The sequence below is a fragment of the Pseudomonas sp. HD6515 genome (assembly GCF_024971855.1).
Classification (GTDB): Bacteria; Pseudomonadota; Gammaproteobacteria; order Pseudomonadales; family Pseudomonadaceae; genus Aquipseudomonas; species Aquipseudomonas alloputida.
Genome location: NZ_CP079827.1, coordinates 4,276,408 through 4,296,489 on the forward strand (window position 1 = coordinate 4,276,408; position 20,082 = coordinate 4,296,489).

A 20,082-nucleotide genomic window follows, 5' to 3' on the forward strand; every position below is an offset into this window, starting at 1 on the left:
GTTCACCTCAGTACAGGCATTCAACAGCCATGGCCGTGGCCTCGCCACCGCCGATGCAGATGGCCGCCACACCCCGTCGCAGATTGTTCTGGCGCAAGGCCGACAACAGGGTGACCAGAATACGTGCGCCAGAAGCGCCGATCGGGTGACCGAGGGCGCAGGCGCCGCCGTGGATATTGACCTTGTCGTGTGGCAGGTCGAGGTGTTTCATGGCCGCCAGGGTGACCACAGCGAAGGCCTCGTTGATCTCGAACAGGTCGACTTCGGCCAGGTTCCAGCCGGTGCGTTTCATCAGTTTGTCGATCGCGCCGATCGGGGCGGTCGGGAACAGCGCCGGGGTGTCGGCAAAGGCGGCGTGGCCGTGGATGACGGCCAATGGCTTGAGGCCACGTTTGTCGGCCTCGGAGCGGCGCATCAGCACCAGCGCCGCAGCGCCGTCGGAAATCGAACTGGCGTTGGCCGCCGTCACGGTGCCGCCTTCACGAAACGCCGGTTTGAGCTGCGCTATCTTGTCCAGGCGTGCCTTGGGCGGCTGCTCGTCATCCTTGATGACGCGCTTTTCCTTGCCCTCGGTGACTTCCACCGGCACGATCTCGGCGGCAAAACGGCCGCTGCTGATGGCTTCCTGCGCTCGGGTCAGCGAGGCGATGGCGAACTGGTCCTGGGCCTCGCGACTGAAAGAATTGGCCTGGGCGCAGTCCTCGGCAAAGGTGCCCATCAGGCGGCCTTTGTCGTAGGCGTCTTCGAGGCCGTCCATGAACATGTGGTCGATGATCTTGCCGTGGCCCATGCGGTAGCCGCCACGGGCTTTGTCCAGCAGGTACGGCGCGTTGGTCATGCTTTCCATGCCACCCGCCACTACCACGTCTGCGGTGCCGGCCAGCAGCAGGTCATGGGCCATGATCGCGGCTTGCATACCCGAGCCGCACATCTTGTTCAGGGTGGTGCAGGTGGTGTGCTTGTCCAGCCCGGCGCCTAACGCGGCCTGGCGTGCCGGCGCCTGGCCCTGGCCGGCCGGCAGCACGCAGCCGAACAGTACCTGCTCGACACAGGCGGCACCGATGCCGGCACGTTCCACGGCACCACGAATGGCGGCGCTGCCCAGTTGCGGCGCAGTCAGGCTCTTGAGGTCGCCCTGCAACCCGCCCATGGGCGTGCGCACGGCGCTGACGATAACGATGGGGTCATTGGCGAGGGTCATGTTCGCTCTCCTTACTTGGCAGCCATGCGCAGCGCACCGTCGAGGCGGATGACCTCACCGTTGAGCATGCTGTTCTCGATGATGTGGCGGGCCAGCGCGGCGTATTCCTGCGGGCGGCCCAAGCGGGGCGGGAACGGTACGCCGGCAGCCAGTGAAGCACGTACCTCATCGCTCATGCCGGCCATCATAGGGGTTTCAAAGATGCCCGGCGCGATGGTCATCACGCGGATGCCGAAGCGTGCCAGTTCGCGCGCAGCCGGCAAGGTCAGGCTGGCAATGGCACCCTTGGAGGCAGCGTAGGCGGCTTGGCCAATCTGGCCGTCATAGGCGGCAATGGAGGCCGTGTTGATGATGACCCCTCGCTCGCCGCTCTCATCGGCAGCCCCTTCGGCCATGGCCGCCGCCGCCAGACGCAACAGGTTGAAGCTGCCGATCAGGTTGACGTTGATGACCTTGGCGAAGCTGGCCAGGCCATGCGGGCCCTGCTTGCCCAGCACCTTCTCGGCACCGACGATGCCCGCACAATTGACCAACCCATGCAAGCTGCCAAAGGCGCTGACAGCTGCATCGACAGCCGACTGGGCCGCTTGCTCGTCACTGATATCAGCCACGGCGAAACGGGCGTTGTCGCCCAGCTCGCGGGCCTTGGCTTCGACAGCCTGGGCATTGAGGTCGACCAGCATGACCTTGGCGCCAGCCTCGACCAGCATCTGTGCAGTCGCGGCACCCAGCCCTGAAGCGGCGCCGCTGACGATGAAATGTTTATTGGCGATGTGCATGAGTACTTTCCTTTCAGACGCTGACAGGGGTGGCCTGTTGCGCTTGTTGTTTGGCGACTTCCTGGTTGCGCAGGATGAAGCGTTGCAGCTTGCCGCTCGGGGTCTTGGGCAGCTCGCTGACGAATTCGATTTCCCTGGGGTAGGCATGCGCGTAGAGGCGCTGGCGCACGTGCTGGCGCAAGGTTTCTTCCAGCTCGACGCTGCCGGCGTAGCCGCTGGCCAATACCACGAACGCCTTGATCAGCTCGGTGCGCTCCGGGTCGGGCTTGCCGATCACCGCGGCCTCGATCACCGCCGGGTGCTCGATCAACGCGCTTTCCACATCGAACGGCCCCACCCGGTAACCGGAGGTGGTGATCACGTCGTCGCTACGGCCAACGAAGCTGATGCTGCCATCCGGGTTCAGCTCGACAGTGTCGCCGCTGAGGTAGTACTTGCCGATGAAGGCTTTGGTCGGCAGGCCGTGGTAACCGCCGAACCAGCACAGCGGCGACTGCTCGCGGTCAACGGCGAGGATGCCTGGCTGGCCGGCTGGCCGCTCGTTGCCCTGCTCGTCCAGCACCACGATGCGGTGACCGGGGATGGCATAGCCGGCAGAGCCCAGGTGCACCGGGTGCTGCAGACCATGGTGATTGCACAGCACCATGCCCAGTTCGGTCTGCCCGTAGTGATCGTGAATGGTCACGCCCAGCTCGTCGGCGAACCAGCGGATCACCTCGGGGTTAAGCGGTTCGCCGGCACTGCTGACCACCCGCAGACGACCCTTGATCGGTGCCGAGAAATCTTTGCCCGCCGCAATCAGCAAGCGATACGCGGTGGGCGAGCCGGCCAGGTTGGTGATGCCCAGCTTGTCGATCACCCGGGCGCAGCTCTCGACACTGAACGGGCCATCGTAGAACGTGGTGGCATGCCCCAGCGACAATGGGCCGGTAACGGCGTAATACAAGCCGTACGCCCAACCCGGGTCGGCCAGGTTCCAGAAGTTGTCCTCGGGCAGCAGCTCGATGGCATCACGCATGTAGCCCTGAAACGCGACGATCGCACGCAGTGGCACTTCCAGGGGTTTTGCCGGGCCAGTGGTTCCAGAAGTGAACATCAGCAGGAATGGATCGTTGCCTGAGCGCATCACCGGCTCACATACGTCCGCTGCGCGCTCCAGGCATTGCTGGAAGTCCAGCTCACCACTGCGGGCCTTGACAGTGATGATGGTCGGGCAGACGTGCACTTCGTCCAGCTTGGCGCGGTTGTGGCTATCGGTGACTATCACTCGGGCATGGGATTGCTCAAGCCGGTGCTCGATGGCCTTGGGGCCGAACGCGGTGAACAAGGGCTGGTAAACCGCCCCGAGGCGCCAGGTAGCGAGGATGGTCACCAACAGTTCGGGGGTGCGCGGCATCAAGCCGGCAACCCGGTCGCCTGCGCCTACCCCCTGCGCCTTTAGCACATTGGCGAACCGGGCAGCCTGCACCTGAAGCTGATCGAAGCTATAGCGCGCGCTGTTACCATCGCGGTCTTCATGAATCAGTGCCAGCTTGCCGTCACCGGCATGGCGGTCACAGCATTCGACACAGGCATTAAGGGCTTCAAGGTTGCCGTGCAATGCCGCCACAACGGCCTGGTCATGGTCAAACGTGCGAGCGGCCTCGGCGTAATCGCGCATCATCGGACTCCTGGTTTCTTGTTTTTGGAGTTGAAGCATCGGTCCGACGATGTTCGCGCCGCTCATGCGCGGCGGCAATGGCCAAAGCTGTCAATCTGGATGACTGGTTTGGCCGCCGCCCATCACCCCTCTGCGCGCTCGGCTGCACGCAGGTAGGACTGGGTGAGCCCTGCGACCAGGCGCTCGATGTCGAGATCCTGCTGTGCCTGCAGCCGGTGTAGTTGCTGCTCGAAGGCCGCCGGCGCCAAGACAGGACGTTGAGCCTGCAGCTCAAGCGTGCGCCGCGTGTAGTCCGCACTGAGGGCATCGAACATTTGGTCATGTTGCTGGCGCAGGTAACGTCGCCAGAACGCGCGCTGGCTCAGGCTATCGGTCAGGCCCTCGATGATCTGCGCGCGCGTAACCCGCAGGAACGCATCCTCTATCTGGGCCTGTGTCAGCGCGACAGCTTCGGGATAGCGCATGGCATATGGCTGGTTGGGCAGCTGCAACCGGCTACGAAGTTGCACCCTGTAAGCCAGCCCCAATGCCAACTGGTCAATATGTTCACTGGCAGCCAGACGCTGCCGGCCATCCTGGTAGGCAATCCCTTCCAGTTGATCCAGCCGGAACAGTTGCCTACCCAGTTCGAGCAACTCTCCCCTGCTTTCAGGGTTGGCTGCGGCGGCTTCTGCCTGCGCCTGCCTCACCGATACTTGCAGTGCACTGAAGTGACTGGCAACGGCGTCCGAACATGACAGTGGCAGGCCGGCCTGCTCAAAGATCCGCCGGCACAGCACCGGGTCGCCGTCCAGCGTAGCCAGCAGTGTCCATACGCCGTCAACCAGCGCATCACGCCCTTCACCCGCTTCGCTGTAGTCCGCTGTCATCTCCAGGCGAGCCAACAACCTGAACAACCCGCTGCTACCCGCTTGCTCCAGCAACCGCAGCCACACGCCCTCCCGCTCGGCCTGAACCGTCGCATCCGTATGGCCTACCCAACGCGTACGGGCCCTGACCAGGTCAACTGAACCCAACTGCTCAGGGGAGTGCCGGTGCTCTTCGATCACATCGAGTGCATACAACCCTCTTTGCTGCATGACCGACAAGGGGTTGTTTTCTATCAGAATGGCGCGTCGAAATGCATAAGGCATCAGCTGGATCTCGGTGGGCACTTCGCGGAGTTGATTGTTACGCAGGTCAGCACACTCGAGTAGACCACAGAGCTCCAGGCGACGCGGCCAACTGCCCAGGCGACAATGACGCAGGTTCAGGCTTGTCAGCCGAGAAAGTTGATGAAAGCTCATGTCCAGCGCTTCCAGCCGGTTATGGCTGAGATCAAGATGCGCAAGGTTGGACAAACCATGCAAAACGCCGATCGCCTGGGCATCGAGGCGTATCTCGTTATGCGCTAACCGAAGCGATTGAAGATTCGGTAAATGGGCAATGCCTGTTGGTAGACGCATCAACGCGTTGTTGTTGAGGTTAAGGTGCGTCAGGGCAGTGAAGGGGCGAAGGAAGTCGACCGGTATGTCAGTAATCCGGGTGTCGTTCACGCTCAGCAGGGTAATGCGATGGAAATCGATGTTCGGCGGCAGTGCCGGCAGTGTGCGCAAACTCAAACCGCTCATCGACAAGCGCTGCCCTTGTGTTTGCCCCTCGCCGGCCGAAACAGGCTCGCCCTGCAGTCGCCAGGCTCGCAGGATGCTATCGGCCGTCAACCTGCGGGCGGCGCGTCGACCCTCCTGCAACTCGGCACCGACCCAGCGATTCAGGTACAGCACCAGTTGGTCATGTGCTTCCTGCAGTTCTACTAGGCGCTCGAAGACTGGCTGCGGGCCTTGTTGCACACGCGCCAGCTCCACATCGAGCGCGGCCTCGTCCAGGCCAGGATAAAGCGACCGTAGCTGGTCACGAATGATCGCCCGCTCATCTCTGGGTGCAGCGCCAGGGCGGCCACTGAGCGGGTATCCCACGCGCCCATCGTCCATGCGACGCCCTGGATTGAGCCAGGCCTGCTCCTCTGGCCAGCCGAGCATGCGCGCGATATCCCAATGGGAAGCGGGTAACCGCGCCAGAAGCTTCTCACGCAGTTGGCTCGCCGCCGCACTGCCCACCAGTTGCATCGCTGCCCGCTGCTCCGACGTTAGTGCAATGAAAAGCGCCTCGAAGATACATCCAGGCTCGTCAGCGATAAGCACGTGTGGCACACCTGACCCGTCGTAGATCAGAAACCTGCCTTCGTGCCGGACCACTGTTCTTTTTGCCTCGGTTTGCCCGCCGCTACCGAGGCGCCTGATAGACCGCCCATCCAGCCCGGAGTCACGCAAGTCGAGGTCAACTTGTTCAAGTCCGAAGCTATCCAGTAACGCAAGGGCCAGCTCGCCGGTGACGTCACTGTACGCTGTGCTCAGATACAATCCCGCCAGCCCCCGGCTCAGGCGAGCCAGACGCAAGAGCGAACGGGCGTTGTTCGCGCACGGCAATGGCAGCCGCCGCTCGACCCGCGCCATTTGGTGCTCAAGCTCATGCGCTTGGCCGGTTACTTCATTTATGTAGGCCGAAGGCAAACCCGGAAAGTCCCGCTTTACCAACATGCTCAGCGGGTCTGCTGCAAGTGACTGCTCTGTCAGGTGGGCAAACAATTGCGGCCGCAACCCGGCCTCATGCCCCCGGATCTGCTCCAGTCCGGCGCCCACGTCTGGCCTTGCTTCACACCAGGCCAGCAGTTCACTGTCCGATGGCACCAACGCCTTCAGTCGAACACGCTCGAAAAACGTTTGAATGCGTGCATGCGCCTGGAAGGCGCGCAAGGTTTGGCCAAGGCTCACCGGCGCCGAGCGATTCTCCACGAGAACGCCGCGCAACAAATCTGCATCGATACCTGCCACCCGCATGATCTGCTCGGCCTGATGTGCGTCGACAGGGGAATGCTGTGGCCATAATGCATCCAGCATGCGAGCAGGCGCCTGCCAGCTGAGTGGTTGCTCACGCATCAGCTGCCAGCCACGCTCACCATTGTGCAACACGACCGGCCCGTAGCCGCCCTCACTCGCTACATGGCGCAGGCGATAGGGGCCATCGGCGATAGGCTGATGCACTTCGAAGTTGCGCCCATCGATACGGACCCAGCGGCGGCCCACCTCGCCATAGCGTCCCTCTTCAAACAGGTCGATAGCGCCCGGCAGTGATCGATAATTCCTGGCGTTGAACTGCCACAGGCGACCGCGCCCATTCCCAAGGCTTACCGGCTCCAGGCCCGCGACAAACGCACTGCGCACAAAACTGACACCCGCCACCGTCGCAGCGGTAGCCGCCAAGGTTTCGGCAACCCCCAGCAGATGCTGCAGCGCTTCGTGTTGGTGCCCTCTCGACCAATCCCGTGTCCCTTCGAACACTTCAGCGCACGTCTGGGCAACCACCTGACCCAGCAGCACGCCGCCCACAGCCGGGATGAACAAGCCGGCGAGGTTTACCAGGTCCAGACCTGCCGCTTTCCACTCAGCGTGTCTGGCGCTTACCGCCAGGCTATCAGCGTCGGCAGTCGGTACCAGCAGCAACCGGGCATCTTCCTTGGCCCGTTGCACTTGCCGAGTCGCCAGTTGCGTGAAGATCCCTCCTTCAGGAGTTTCACCCTCAAGCTCCAGGTCCGGCAGCTTGTCTTTCAAGCGCTTGCCGAGGGTACTGACAAAACCTGCACGGTGCTCAAGGCTGATGAGCTGTGTGAAGTACTGCCAGTAACCGGGATCTGGCAACAACATCGCCACGGTACTGTTCATGGAGGCGGCATTATCGAAGAACCGCAATGCCTGCCGGGGATCACCAGGCAGGTAAAGTACGATGCCCCGTTCATTTCCCGCCTTGTCTTGCAGGTGGATCAGCAAGCCATCGACCACAGGTTTCCCTAGTGCCCTCAGCAGCATGGGTTTGCCTTCAAGCCCTTGTTGTCGCTGCCCCTGACCGTGGTCCACCAGCTCGCGCAGTGCAAGCTGCACATCGACGCTTATGTTTCCCTGCAAAGCCGCAAGCTCGGTCGCCAGCTTCAGCCCCGAACGTTTGTCTTCAGCCAGCACCGCCTGGGTAGCTGGCGGGAAGATCCTTTGCAACGTGTCCTGATAGCACTGACCAACGTCCAGATTGCGACAGGCCGTAATCAATGCTTCCAGCGATGCATTCAATGGTTTATCGCTGCCTGGCAAAACCAGCCCCGTGCCTTCGTAGTAGCGGGTATTCGCAGCAAAGTTGCGCATCAGCCGCAGTAACCCGTTTTCACGCGTCTGGCTGTACCCGTATGTCTGTTGCAAGGTACCTGGCAGTGTGCCGAAGCGCGGCGCTACCCGCAGCCATTCGAGCCGGGCAAATACCTGCCCGTCCGGCAACGGTGCATCCAGCAAAGCCGCCAGGTGCTTCTCGGCAAACTGCTGGAGCGGCAGTAACTCAAGCGTCAGGCCACTCAAGCGAGCCTGGCTGGCGTGGTGCGCGTTCAGGCTGGTGCGCAGGGTGTTGATCTGGCCCCGTGACGCGCGTTTGAGCCACTCAGGTAATCGGGCACCGATGAATGGGTCATGGCCCGTCGTGTTGATAATCATGGTGGGTTCCCCCGCTATTTGACGAAGCCAACCATGTTGTTCAAATGCCGGGCCAGGATGCAGAGGGAACGGGTTCGATCGGCTCAGGAGCCTCGGGGCGGCCGCGACGGCATGTTCAGTTCCTGCTCGGTAAGCCTCAAGGCGAGCGCATCGAACGCCAGCTCGGTTTCTCGCTTCAGCGCCTCGCAGCGCCCCACATACTCACCACTGCCCAGGGTTTCTTTCTGCTCGTCCAGGGCCTCCATTGCAGCGTCGAAATGGTCGGAAATTTGCGCATACGCTTCGGGATACCTGGCGCGCAGGTACGGCGCCCAGAAATCTCGCTGACTGATATAGCGAGCCCGTTCAGCACTCGCTTCGGCCTCCAACACTGCCGCGTACGCCCGATCGAGATGAGCCTGGGTGACACCGGCAATCGTACGAAACTGCATGGTCCGCGGTTGCCCTATCAGGTTCAGGCGGCTTGCCAACCCGGTGCGATACGCCAGGCTCACTTCGACCTCATCCACACCACGCCCTTCGGCCGGTCGGCCAAGGTAATCGCTACAGGCGAAGCGTTCTACTTCATCAAGACGGAACATTCGCTGAGCCAACAACAAGCGGGCGTCACGCGTGGCGATCGGATCGCCCCCGAATGTCACTTGCAGCACTCTCATGCGGACCTCGAGCTGGCTGAAACAGTGCGCCACACTGTCAACGCAAGTCCGCGGATCGGCCGCTCGCTCAAAGAGTTCTTCACGGATCCGGGTATTTTGCGTAGCGGCTTCTATCATCCGCCACACTCTTCGCGAAAGGTCTTCGCGCACCCGTCGAAAATCGGCACTGTCAATCAGCTCTGCCAGCAACTGGAAAAACTGGGTATGGCCTGGTTCACGCCTCAAGGCATCCCACTGTTCAGCGCTGCCGACCTGATCATGCGTGTCCAGTGTCTGCAGCCACGCTGTTCTGGCCCGGAGCAGGTCTGCCTCTTCCCCCTGCAAATCGCCCAGAGGCGGTTGTACCGCGTACAAGCGCTCGCGATCGGCCGCCGATAGCGCATTGCCGTCGACAAGCACCCGCTGACGCACGGCCAGCGGGGCATCGATCAATGACGGGGGCAAGCTGGAAATCTGGTTGTATCGCAGATCGGCATACTCAAGCAGGCCACACCACTCAAGGCCTTCCGGTACCACCTGCAACCCAGCTCGATACAAATGAAGCTCGCGCAAGCGGGAAAGTCGGTGGATACGCAAGTTGATCGAGCCCAATGGGTTTCCGCTAAGGTCCAATGTACGCAGGCTGGCGAGGTGCGCCAATGCATTCACGTGTGGCTCGGTCATGCGAATTCGGTTGCTTGCCAGGTGCAGGTAACGCAACTGGGGCAACGTTTCGAGCCCTTGCGGCATTGCATGCATGCTATTTCTGCTCAAGTCCAGACGCTGCAGGTTCGGGAAAAGGCTCAGAAACCCTGGCGGCAGTGCCGGTAGCCGCAACCCCACCAGCGTCAGGTCCATGATGTGGCCAAAGTCAGTACCCGACGGTATCGCAGGCAACCCGCCCACCGGCACGCTCAGGACACTCAGCCGCAACCCACTTTCCTCTACGTCGGAATAAACAACCCGCTCACCTTCCAAACGCCAGGCACGGCGAAAAGCGTCCGCAACCCCCCTACGGTAGCCACGATCAGGCTCGGCTACGGCGTCCGTCCAGCGGGCGAGACTCTCATCAAGCCGGCTATACTGGAGTTCCTGATTCAGCAGGTTGGTATAGACCGAATGCGAACGGGTCAAGAGGATTTGCAAGAATCGTTCGACCTCATGCTCATCGAACGAAGGGTAAAGGCCACGAATCCTTCGCAGCAGCATATACCTCTGTGCGCTGGTCGAAGCCCCCCGACCACTGAGCAAGTAGCCTACCCGCCCATCGGGCAACCGGTGCAATGAGGAAGCCACGGGCTTGGCGTCACGCCATCCGAGCAGTCGGATCAACTCCAGACGGTCACGCGGTAGCCAACCTTGCATCGACGAACGTATACGGCCTGCAGCATCTACGCCCACCCACCCTTGAAGGCGCAGGAAGGTGGGCGGCAAACAAGCGGACAGCACTTCGAACAGCCCTTGGGGCTGTGCTACCTCCGTCTCGCATTGCCGGCCCATCTCGTCGTAAAGCTCAAAGCTGCCCGCACGCCACACCATCACCGTGACCTGCTCTGCTCCAGTTTGCTCGGGGAACAGACGTTCAAGCGTTGGTCCCAGGCTTGAACCCTTACGCAGTACCAGGTTCATCTTGCCAGGTGTCAACCCTTGGCGGCGCAGCAAGGCAAACGCCAGATTGACGCCGTCTGCATGGTAACTGCTGCGCAGAAAAAGCGCTTCCCGCGCCCGGATCAAGCGGGCATGTTGCAGCATGCTGCGCGCCTGCTCGGCCAACGCCAACGGCACGCGGGACGTGCTCGACATCTGCTGGCGCAGCTCAACGTCAGCTGCCTTGAGCAAAGACAGCGCGTAGGCGTCCGGTAGGCTCGAGAAGCTGCTTTTCAACGTGTTCAGCAGTGGCTCATCTTGCAAATAATCCTTCGCAAGGTGATCCAGCAAAGGCCCCCGCAAGCTTTCGGCCGCCACTTTGATTGCATAGGTCTGCGCAGATAGACTCTGCCCTTGCAGTCCCAACTTGTTGATGCACCACTGCCAAGCGTTGGTATCGTGTTCTCCTACCTCCAGGCTGACGAAAAACGCCTCGATCCTGGCGTCAGCGGCAAACCGCTCCAGGGTATCGCGCAGCCCCACTGGCAGAGCACGGCCTTCAACCAGCAGACCGCGCAAATGCGCCTCGTCGACATCCGCCACGGTCAGAATGTGCGAGACTCGCTCCGGGCTGAGGTTAGCCGCGCCTGGCCAGAGTCGCTTGAGTAAAAAATCCGCCCCCTGCCACTCCAGAGGCCGCTCGTAACCGAGCCGCCAGGCACCTTCACCGTTATATTCCAAGGGAGGGCCAAATACACCCGAACCTTCCCGGTGCAACAATCTCCAGGTTCCCGCGGTATCGCGCCGTACCCGGTAAAGAACCCCCTCGCGTCGCCACCAATAGGCTTGGCCATCGCCAAGCAGCCCATTGTCCAGCTCAATCATTGTCGATACCGCCCTGAGTGCCTGGTACGGTCGCAGGTCGTGATGCCATAAACGTTGTTTGCCTGCCTCAGTAGTGACCGGCTCCAACTGCCCGACAAATGCGCTGCGCACTGCGTGCATGCCCGCAGCGACTGCGCCCCCGGCAGCCACTGTAGCGGCGACCTGAAGCAGATGCTCGAGTGCTTCGTGCTGGTGCCCTTGGGCCCAATCGCTGGCCCCCTCGAACACCTCGCCAAGCACTTGGCGGCCTAGATCAGCCAAGAGCAATGCACCAATGGCAGGCACAAAAAGCCCTGCCAGGTCCAGCAATACCAACCCCGCAGCCTGCAGCCCTTGCAAGCGCTCTGCAGCAGCCTTGGCGTTTGCCTGGGACGTCGGCACAGCCAGGAAAGCGGCATCGGCCTTGATGCGTTGCACATGCTCAGCAGCCAAACCGGTAAACAGCTCATCACCTGCAGCAACCGGGCATGGCTCCAGGTCCGGTTGTTCATCCAGCAGACGTTTGCCCAACTTCTCCTGGTAGTCAGCCTGGCTGGCAAGTGCAACACGACGAGCAATCGCCTGACGGGATCGAGCATTGCTCATGGCAACGACCAGGTCTCGGTTAGCCGAACGCCAGTCATCGTAGCGGCGCAACGGCTGATGGGGGTCGTCCGGCAGATAAAGCAGCACACCCAATAGCCTTCTGGGATTGAAGAGCAAATTGGTAAAACCGCTGGGCGTGCCAACCAGTTTGAATGCAATTGCCCCATCCACCCGATGCCCGAGGATTTGCAGCGCACTCATGCTGAGCTCATGATCCGAAGCCAGCTCGGGACGCGTGCCCTGGCAGACCTCGCGCAACATTCGCAGGTCACTGTAAGACAGTTGCTCCTTGACGGCCGCAATTTCGACAGCCGCAGCCAGTTCCAGACGTTTGTCGTCGGCCAGCTGGCGCTTGAAACTGGCCGTCAGTACCTGATCAAGGTGCTCTTGATAGGCCTTGCCGACATCGGTGCTGCGGCACAGCCGGACAACTTCGTCGATTCGCTGGGTGATGACATGTACCGCTTCGCCGCTTGCGGGTGTTGGGTGCACCAGCGCCGTGCCGGGAAAGAATGACTCACCTTCATTGAAATTCTGCAACAGCTTCTGCAAAGCCGGCACGGTCACAAAATAGGACTCGAACGCCTGCAGCTGCCCCTGGCTAACCTTCAGGCGCCGTCGTTCTTCACGCCACCTGGCCTTGGAGACGTCTATATCTAGAGACAATTGCGACTTCATGACCTGCTGAAGGTGGCCAGCAGCAAATTGCTCGAGCGGTTGCACCTGCTGCCAGACCGCCGCCATACGTCGCTGGCTCTGCAAATGTACTGTCATGCAAGCACGCAGCAACGCCAACGGCTTGGGTGCGGCGCGCTTCAGCCAGGCGGGCAATTGCTCAACTATGAAGTCATTGGCGGGGTGCTGCAGTTTGGGGTGGATCGCGGGTTCGGGCATGGTCGAATCCTCAGTCTGGATTTGGCCTGCCACCCTGGGCCCGTGTGGGAATGCACTACAGCGGGAAGTGTTCGCCCTTCAGTGCCCTGCCCCTCGCGCCTGGATCAATGCCCGATAATGCCCTGGGTTGCAGCCGAACCACTTGCGAAATGCCTTATAGAACGAGCTGCTGTCGGCGAACCCCAAACGCTCGGCAAGCTCGCCCATGGCCACGTCTTCCTGGCTGAGCCAGGCGATCGCCAGCTCCCGTCGTACGCTGTCCTTCAAGCCCTGGTAGTTCTGCCCCTCTTCTGCCAGGCGCCGCCGCAGGGTCGATGGCGACAGGCACAGCTGCCGGGCCAGGCGGTCAGCATCGGGCCATTGCGCAGGGGCAAGGCGCAGCAGGTCGGTGCGGATACGCCGCCCGAGGCTGGCCGGGTCACGGTATTTGACCAGGATATTGCCCGGCGCTTCGGCCAGAAAACGCTGCAGTTCCTCTTCACTGCGCCGCAGGGGCAAGTCGAGGCATTGCGAAGCGATGATCATGCGTGTGCGTGGACGCTCAAAATGCAGGTTTTCCGAAAACATGACCCGGTAGTCGTCGCAAAAGGGTGGTTCGGTACAACGCAGATCAATGCTCAGAATCGGGATACGCCGCCCGGCCAGCCAGCAGGTCACGCCATGCACGATCATCCAGAACGTGAAATAGGTGAACGCGCGGCGCGGTTCGTCACGCGGCTCATTGATGACAATTTCGGCCAGGCCTTGCTGGCGCACCAGGCTGGGCTGCATGTCTTGAAGCATCAGCGACAGAAATGCCAGCGAGGTGTCCAGGCCTGCACCCAGGGTTGGTTGGCCCATGCTGGCACGGCACATGAATGCCAGGCTGCCACTGCGCAGACCGCGCGGGTCCATCGCGAAAAATTCGTCGTTGCAGCGCCGGGCCAGCAAGCGCCACAGGCGGGCATAGGACTCGGCACTGACCCTTGCCTCTGGCAGGTGCAATTGTTCAACGGCGATGCCCGCCCTGGCCAGCAAGCCGCTGTCAGGCTCACCGGCAGGGCAGGTCTGCAACAGCGCTTCGCGCACCAGCTGCATGGAAATGGTGTCTTTGTCGCTCATCGACGGTCCTGTCGGCTGATTGCCGGCCATATTAGGGTCTGTATGAAAAGCCTTGAGACGAAGGTCAGGCAAGGCGAAAACAGCCGAGGAAGCGGAGTTTACGGGTTGTAAATGAGCATTCCGAGGCTGTTTTCAACGCAGCATCACCGAGTATCAAGGCTTTTCATACAGAGCCTAGGGTGCCCCGCAGCAAACAGCCATCATAGCCCCGCTGCCAGGCTCAGGAATGCCTGAATCAGGCGCAGTTCGCGACGGCGCTCCAGGCAGCCGATCACGTGTTGGTTGACAAGGCCCTCGCCGGCCAAGGGTCGTGCCACCACACGGGGATCATTGGCCACTTCAGTGGAAGAAACAACGCCAATACCCAGCTGCGAGGCCACTGCCTCGGTTACCGCCTCCCGGCTGTCCAGCTCCAGCAATACACGCGGTTGCACGCCCGCCTTGATGCAGGCCTTGTCGAAGGTGCGCCGGGTGGTGGAGCTGGGTTCGCGCAGCACCATGATCTGCTGGTGCAGCTCGGCCAACGGCAAGTCCTCCCGCTCGCTGGCCCAGGCGTGCCCCACGGGTAACAACGCACACAGGCGCGACTCACAGAGATTTTGCAGGTGCAGCCCTTTGCGCGGCTCGATTTCGGTCAGCACTGCCACGTCGGCATGCTCGCCGAGCAGCGCAGCCAACGTCTCCTGTGCATTGCCCAGACGCAAGTTGACGGTGACGCCAGGGTACCGCTCACGCAGCAGCGCCAGCATCGGCATGACCCGGTGCGGACCGTCGGCGGCTACCTCCAGGCGCCCGGTCAGCAACTGGCGGTTGGCCTCGAGCATGGCCTGCGCTTCTTCAGCCAGGCCGAACATGGCGCGCGTGATGGCCGCCAGGCGCGTGCCCTCTTCGGTCAGTTCCACGCGCCGTGCAGTACGCCGCAGCAAGGTGATCTGGTAGTGCTCCTCCAGAGCCTTGACGTGCCCGGTCACCGCCGGCTGGCTGATGAAGAGGCGCTCGGCAGCACGGGTAAAGCTGCCCTCACGGGCCACGGCGTCGAAGGCGCGCAGCTGGAACAGGTTCATATTTATCGGCCTGACTTATAGCTGAGATAACAACAAACAATTTGATTGATGACAGCGCGAATTGCAACCTAGGCCTCGTAGTTTCAGCCCACCGCTTGTGAGGAATAACGGAATGAGCAACGCCCCGATTCTGCTGACCCCAGGTCCCCTGACCACATCAATCCGCACCCGCCAAGCCATGCTGGTGGACTGGGGCTCCTGGGACCGTGACTTCAACCAATTGACTGCCAGCGTCTGCGAACAACTGCTGGCCATCATCGACGGCGCCAGCAGCCACCACTGCGTGCCCCTGCAAGGCAGCGGCACCTTCGCCGTGGAAGCGGCCATCGGCACCTTGGTGCCACGCGATGGCAAGGTTCTGGTACTGATCAACGGCGCGTACGGCCAGCGCCTGGCAAAGATCTGCAAAGTGCTGGGCCGCACCTACAGCACCTTCGAAACGGCCGAAGACCAGCCGACCACGGCCGCCGACGTCGACCGGCTGCTGGCCGAAGACTCGGCCATCACCCATGTGGCGCTGATCCACTGTGAAACCAGCACCGGCATCCTGAACCCGCTGCCCGAAATCGCCCAGGTGATCAAACACCATGGCAAGCGCCTGATCATCGATGCCATGAGCTCGTTCGGTGCGCTGCCGATCGATGCCCGCGAAATCCCCTTCGAAGCGCTGATCGCAGCCTCCGGCAAGTGCCTGGAAGGCGTACCCGGCATGGGCTTCGTCTTCGCCGAAAAAAACGCCCTGGTGGCCGCCGAAGGCAATGCCCACTCGCTGGCCATGGACCTGCACGACCAGCACGCCTACATGGCCAAGACCGGGCAATGGCGCTTCACCCCGCCTACCCACGTGGTCGCGGCCCTGCACGAAGCACTGCAGCAATACAACGAGGAAGGTGGCCTTCCGGCCCGCCACCAGCGCTACGCAGACAACTGCAAGACGCTGCTCGACGGCATGGCAGCCATCGGCCTGCGCAGTTTCCTGCCCGCCGAAATCCAGGCGCCAATCATCGTCACCTTCCACGCCCCCACCGATGCCCGCTACCAGTTCAAGGACTTCTACGAGCGGGTCAAGGCCAAGGGATTCATTCTCTACCCGGGCAAGCTGACCCAGGTCGAAACCTTCCGCGTCGGCTGCATCGGCGTGGTCGGGGCGGACGGCATGCAGGCCGCCGTAAATGCCGTGGCCGAGGTGCTGCGGGAAATGGAAGTGCTGGACATCTGACGCTTTGCCCACCCGAACCCAGGAATTCGCGCACATGAACTACAACAACCCCACCCAACTGCAAGCCGCCATCCTCGACTGGGCTGGCACCGTGGTCGATTTCGGCTCATTCGCCCCCACCCAGATCTTTGTCGAGGCCTTTGCCGAGTTCGACGTGCAGGTGTCCATCGAAGAAGCCCGAGGCCCGATGGGCATGGGCAAATGGGACCATATCCGCACCCTGTGCGACGTACCGGAAATTGCCGAGCGCTACCGCAAGGTGTTCGGCCGTACCCCGACCGATGATGACGTCACCGCCATCTACAACCGCTTCATGCCACTGCAGATCGAGAAGATTGCCGTGCACTCGGCACTGATCCCCGGTGCGCTGGACACCCTCACCGGTCTACGCCAGGACGGCCTGAAGATCGGCTCGTGCTCGGGTTACCCGAAAGTGGTGATGGACAAGGTGGTGGAACTGGCGGCGCAGAACGGCTACGTAGCCGACCATGTCGTGGCCACCGACGAAACCCCGAACGGCCGACCATGGCCGGCCCAGGCCTTGGCCAACGTGATTGCGCTGGGGATTGACGATGTAGCGGCCTGCGTGAAGGTGGACGACACCGTGCCAGGCATTCTTGAAGGCCGCCGTGCCGGCATGTGGACCGTGGCGCTGGTCTGCTCGGGTAATGCCTTGGGCCTGACCTGGGAAGGCTTCCGGGCGTTGAGTGCCGAGAAACTGGAAAGCGAGCGCCAGCGCATCCATGCACTGTTTGCCGGCTCCCGCCCACACTACCTGATCGACACCATCAACGACCTGCCCGAAGTGATTGCCGACATCAACCGGCGCCTGGCCAAGGGCGAGATGCCGCAAGCCTTCTGACCCTTGCGTTTTCGCAGTGGTAGCGGCCCTTGCGCGACACAAGGCCGCGCCTACGGCGGCCTGCGCCCAATCACCGACCTGTGTCCACCCTCGATCAGGCGTAGGAGCGGGTTTACCCGCGAATACGGTAGCGGCGGCAACGGTGAACGGCGGGTGGAGATTTGCCAGCAGGCCCGGCCTCTTCGCGGGTGAACCCGCTCCTACACGCGGCCTGTGCCCAACCACCGACCTGTGTCCACCCCCGATCCGGCGTAGGAGCGGGTTTACCCGCGAATACGGTAGCGGCGACAACGGTGAACGGCGGGTGGTAAATGGCCAGCAGGGCCGGCCTCTTCGCGGGTGAACCCGCTCCTACACGCGGCCTGTGCCCAACCACCAACCTGTGTCCACCCCCGCTCCTACGGCCGACAAACCTGAGCTAGAACGTTATTGTGGCAATTGCACCCGCGGTTTGGTCGCGGCAAAGATCGCCCAGCTGGAGACGAACAGCGCCGCGATCAACGGACCGATCACGAAGCCGTTTAGGCCGAACACCGCCAGCCCGCCAAGGGTCGACACCAGGATCAGGTAGTCCGGCATGCGCGTATCCTTGCCCACCAGGATTGGCCGCAACACATTATCCACCAGGCCGATCACCAGCACCCCGAACGCGGTAAGCACCACCCCTGGCAGTATCGCCCCGGTCAGCAGGAAATACGCCGCTACCGGCGCCCAGATAATGCCCGCGCCCACCGCCGGCAGCAGCGACAGAAACGCCATCAGCACCGCCCACACCAACGCACTCGGGATATCCAGCACCCAGAAAATAAAGCCTCCCAACGCACCTTGGGTAATGGCCACCAGCACGTTGCCCTTCACCGTCGCCCTCACCACACGATTGAACTTCAACTGCAAACGACGCTTCTGGTGCTCGGGCAGCGGGACGGCCATCCGCACCCGGCGCGCGACTTCCGGACCATCACGCAGGAAAAAGAACAGCAAGTACATCATGATGCCAAAACTGATCAGGAACTCGAATGTGCCCTGCCCAAAGCTGAACGCCTGGCTGGCCAATACCTGGCTACCCTGGGTTGCCCACTTGGCGATCTTGTCACGCAGCCCGTCGAGGTTACCCATGCCCATATTGTCCAAGCCACGCTGGGCGAATGCCGGGAGCATGTCCTTGCCGCGCTCGACGTAACCGGCGATGTCCAGTTGCCCGCTTTCGATGCGCTGGTACAGCGTGGCGCCCTCTTGAACCAGCAGGGCGCTGGTGATGATCACCGGCAGGATCGCCACAAGCAGGCACACCAGCGTGGACGTGGCCGCGGCAAGGTTGCGCCGCCGACCGCAGCGGATCAGCAAGTGACGCTGCAGCGGGGCGAACAAAATGCCGAGAATCACCGCCCAGAAGATTGCGCCGTAATACGGCAGAAGAATCCAGAAGAAGGCAATGGTCACCAACGCCAAGAGTACTGCCAGGGCTTTGTTCTGTAGCGCGGTTTCGTTCATCGCAGTTCCTCAAATGGCTTATGAGTGATTAGTGCACCGCACCTGGACAAAAGTGCCGCGCTCACTTGACGCAAATCAATACGCGCCTTGTCCATCGCCCCTAGCATCCCGGCCTTTTTGCCCCGGTGCGTACATGAACCCTACTGCCAAGCCCGAACTGCTGGCCCCCGCCGGCACCCTCAAGACCATGCGCTACGCGTTTGCCTACGGCGCCGATGCGGTCTACGCCGGCCAGCCGCGTTACAGCTTGCGGGTGCGCAACAACGCGTTCGATCACGCCAACCTGGCGCTGGGGATCGAGGAGGCGCACGCCTTGGGCAAGCGCTTCTACGTGGTGGTCAACATCGCCCCGCACAATGCCAAGCTCAAAACCTTCCTCAAGGACCTGGCACCCGTGATCGAGATGGCGCCGGACGCGCTGATCATGTCCGACCCCGGGCTGATCATGCTGGTGCGCCAGCACTTCCCACAGATGCCGGTGCACCTGTCGGTGCAGGCCAACACTGTCAACTGGGCCAGCGTGCAGTTCTGGCAGCAACTTGGCCTGAGCCGGGTGATCCTGTCACGGGAGCTGTCGCTGGACGAAATCGAGGAAATCCGCCAGCAGGTGCCGGGCATGGAACTGGAAGTGTTCGTGCACGGCGCCCTGTGCATGGCCTATTCCGGCCGTTGCCTGCTGTCGGGCTACCTCAACAAGCGTGACGCCAACCAGGGTAGCTGCACCAATGCCTGCCGCTGGAAGTACGACGCCACGCCGGCCACCGAGAACGCCACCGGTGACATCGTGCGCCAAGTGCAGCCCACCCTGGGCCTGGGTGCGCCCACCGACCAAGTGTTCCTGCTGCAGGAAAGCAACCGCCCCGGCACTGAAATGCCGGCGTTCGAGGATGAGCACGGCACCTACATCATGAACGCCAAGGACCTGCGCGCCATTCAGCACGTCGAGCGCCTGGCCTTGATGGGCGTGCATTCGCTGAAGATCGAAGGCCGTACCAAATCGCACTTCTACTGTGCCCGCGCGGTACAGTCGTATCGCCAGGCGATCGACGACGCGGTGGCCGGGCGACCATTCGACCGCGCCCTGATGGGCAACCTCGAATCCCTGGCGCAACGCGGTTACACCGAAGGTTTCCTGCGCCGCCACGTGCACGACGAGTACCAGAACTACCAGCGCGGCAACTCGATGTCCGAGCGCCAACAATTCGTTGGCGAGCTGACCGGCGTGCGCGTCGACGGCCTGGCCGAGGTCAAGGTGAAGAACCGCTTCGCCGTGGGCGACCATCTGGAGCTGATGACCCCGCGCGGTAACTACCACTTCGACCTGCACCGCCTGTGCAACCGCCAGCAGCACGCCATCGAGGTAGCACCGGGCGATGGCCACGTTGTGTATCTGCCGATCCCGGAACAGGTTGCCCTCGACTACGGCCTGCTGATGCGCGACCTCCGCATCGACGAAGCAGCAAGCTGACAACACTGTAATGTGCACATCAGCTACCTGACAGCCGGCGGCAGCGAACATCGTGGCGCTTCTGCATGAGGCCACGCCATGTT

Annotated in this window: 11 protein-coding genes; 3 read left to right on the forward strand and 8 right to left on the reverse strand. The window is 62.1% G+C overall.

The genetic code is table 11. From position 1 onward, the window contains the following. Positions 1-7: 7 nt before the first annotated feature. From KW568_RS19900 to KW568_RS19930, 7 genes are all read right to left on the reverse strand, one after another. Positions 8-1,201, reverse strand: a complete 1,194-nt coding sequence (locus tag KW568_RS19900; protein ID WP_004577168.1) for an acetyl-CoA C-acyltransferase — start codon at positions 1,199-1,201, stop codon at positions 8-10. Positions 1,202-1,212: 11 nt separating this feature from the next. After that, positions 1,213-1,980, reverse strand: coding sequence for an SDR family NAD(P)-dependent oxidoreductase (locus tag KW568_RS19905; RefSeq protein WP_003250091.1), 768 nt, complete (start codon positions 1,978-1,980; stop codon positions 1,213-1,215). Positions 1,981-1,993: 13 nt separating this feature from the next. Next, complete coding sequence (locus KW568_RS19910) at positions 1,994-3,640, reverse strand: acyl-CoA synthetase (protein ID WP_103518297.1); 1,647 nt, start codon at positions 3,638-3,640, stop codon at positions 1,994-1,996. A gap of 122 nt (positions 3,641-3,762) precedes the next feature. Further along, positions 3,763-8,208, reverse strand: coding sequence for an NEL-type E3 ubiquitin ligase domain-containing protein (locus KW568_RS19915; protein ID WP_004577170.1), 4,446 nt, complete (start codon positions 8,206-8,208; stop codon positions 3,763-3,765). Positions 8,209-8,291: 83 nt separating this feature from the next. Then, positions 8,292-12,794 carry an NEL-type E3 ubiquitin ligase domain-containing protein gene (locus tag KW568_RS19920; protein ID WP_004577171.1) on the reverse strand — a complete coding sequence of 1,501 codons (4,503 nt, stop codon included), beginning with the start codon at positions 12,792-12,794 and terminating at the stop codon, positions 8,292-8,294. Positions 12,795-12,872: 78 nt separating this feature from the next. Beyond that, positions 12,873-13,895, reverse strand: a complete 1,023-nt coding sequence (locus tag KW568_RS19925; protein WP_003250084.1) for an AraC family transcriptional regulator — start codon at positions 13,893-13,895, stop codon at positions 12,873-12,875. Between the two features lie 200 nt (positions 13,896-14,095). After that, on the reverse strand, positions 14,096-14,959 hold the full coding sequence (locus KW568_RS19930; RefSeq protein ID WP_003250081.1) for a LysR substrate-binding domain-containing protein: 864 nt from the start codon (positions 14,957-14,959) through the stop codon (positions 14,096-14,098). A 112-nt stretch (positions 14,960-15,071) separates the two neighbouring features. Here KW568_RS19930 and KW568_RS19935 point away from each other — a divergent pair, with 112 nt between their 5' ends. Beyond that, the gene (locus KW568_RS19935; protein ID WP_003250079.1) at positions 15,072-16,178 is read left to right on the forward strand and encodes a 2-aminoethylphosphonate--pyruvate transaminase; all 1,107 of its coding nucleotides are present in this window, start codon (positions 15,072-15,074) and stop codon (positions 16,176-16,178) included. A gap of 34 nt (positions 16,179-16,212) precedes the next feature. Continuing rightward, positions 16,213-17,040: a phosphonoacetaldehyde hydrolase gene (gene phnX, locus KW568_RS19940; RefSeq protein ID WP_003250077.1), complete on the forward strand. Its 828-nt coding sequence runs from the start codon at positions 16,213-16,215 to the stop codon at positions 17,038-17,040. 426 nt (positions 17,041-17,466) lie between these two features. Here the strand turns inward: phnX and KW568_RS19945 are convergent, their stop codons facing one another. After that, complete coding sequence (locus KW568_RS19945) at positions 17,467-18,531, reverse strand: AI-2E family transporter (protein WP_004576775.1); 1,065 nt, start codon at positions 18,529-18,531, stop codon at positions 17,467-17,469. 133 nt (positions 18,532-18,664) lie between these two features. Between KW568_RS19945 and yegQ the strand changes: the two genes are divergently transcribed. Further along, entirely contained in the window at positions 18,665-19,999 is a 1,335-nt protein-coding gene (yegQ, locus tag KW568_RS19950; RefSeq protein ID WP_003248916.1) for a tRNA 5-hydroxyuridine modification protein YegQ, read from the forward strand. The last annotated feature ends 83 nt before the right edge of the window (positions 20,000-20,082 follow it).

What these genes read in the sequence shown, in the direction of transcription:
- KW568_RS19935 (WP_003250079.1), top strand. Translation starts at nt 15,072, where the DNA reads ATGAGCAACGCCCCGATTCTGCTGACCCCAGGTCCCCTGACCACATCA.
- KW568_RS19915 (WP_004577170.1), bottom strand. Translation starts at nt 8,208, where the DNA reads ATGATTATCAACACGACGGGCCATGACCCATTCATCGGTGCCCGATTA.
- yegQ (WP_003248916.1), top strand. Translation starts at nt 18,665, where the DNA reads ATGAACCCTACTGCCAAGCCCGAACTGCTGGCCCCCGCCGGCACCCTC.
- KW568_RS19930 (WP_003250081.1), bottom strand. Translation starts at nt 14,959, where the DNA reads ATGAACCTGTTCCAGCTGCGCGCCTTCGACGCCGTGGCCCGTGAGGGC.
- KW568_RS19945 (WP_004576775.1), bottom strand. Translation starts at nt 18,531, where the DNA reads ATGAACGAAACCGCGCTACAGAACAAAGCCCTGGCAGTACTCTTGGCG.
- KW568_RS19925 (WP_003250084.1), bottom strand. Translation starts at nt 13,895, where the DNA reads ATGAGCGACAAAGACACCATTTCCATGCAGCTGGTGCGCGAAGCGCTG.
- KW568_RS19900 (WP_004577168.1), bottom strand. Translation starts at nt 1,201, where the DNA reads ATGACCCTCGCCAATGACCCCATCGTTATCGTCAGCGCCGTGCGCACG.
- KW568_RS19920 (WP_004577171.1), bottom strand. Translation starts at nt 12,794, where the DNA reads ATGCCCGAACCCGCGATCCACCCCAAACTGCAGCACCCCGCCAATGAC.
- KW568_RS19910 (WP_103518297.1), bottom strand. Translation starts at nt 3,640, where the DNA reads ATGCGCGATTACGCCGAGGCCGCTCGCACGTTTGACCATGACCAGGCC.
- KW568_RS19905 (WP_003250091.1), bottom strand. Translation starts at nt 1,980, where the DNA reads ATGCACATCGCCAATAAACATTTCATCGTCAGCGGCGCCGCTTCAGGG.
- phnX (WP_003250077.1), top strand. Translation starts at nt 16,213, where the DNA reads ATGAACTACAACAACCCCACCCAACTGCAAGCCGCCATCCTCGACTGG.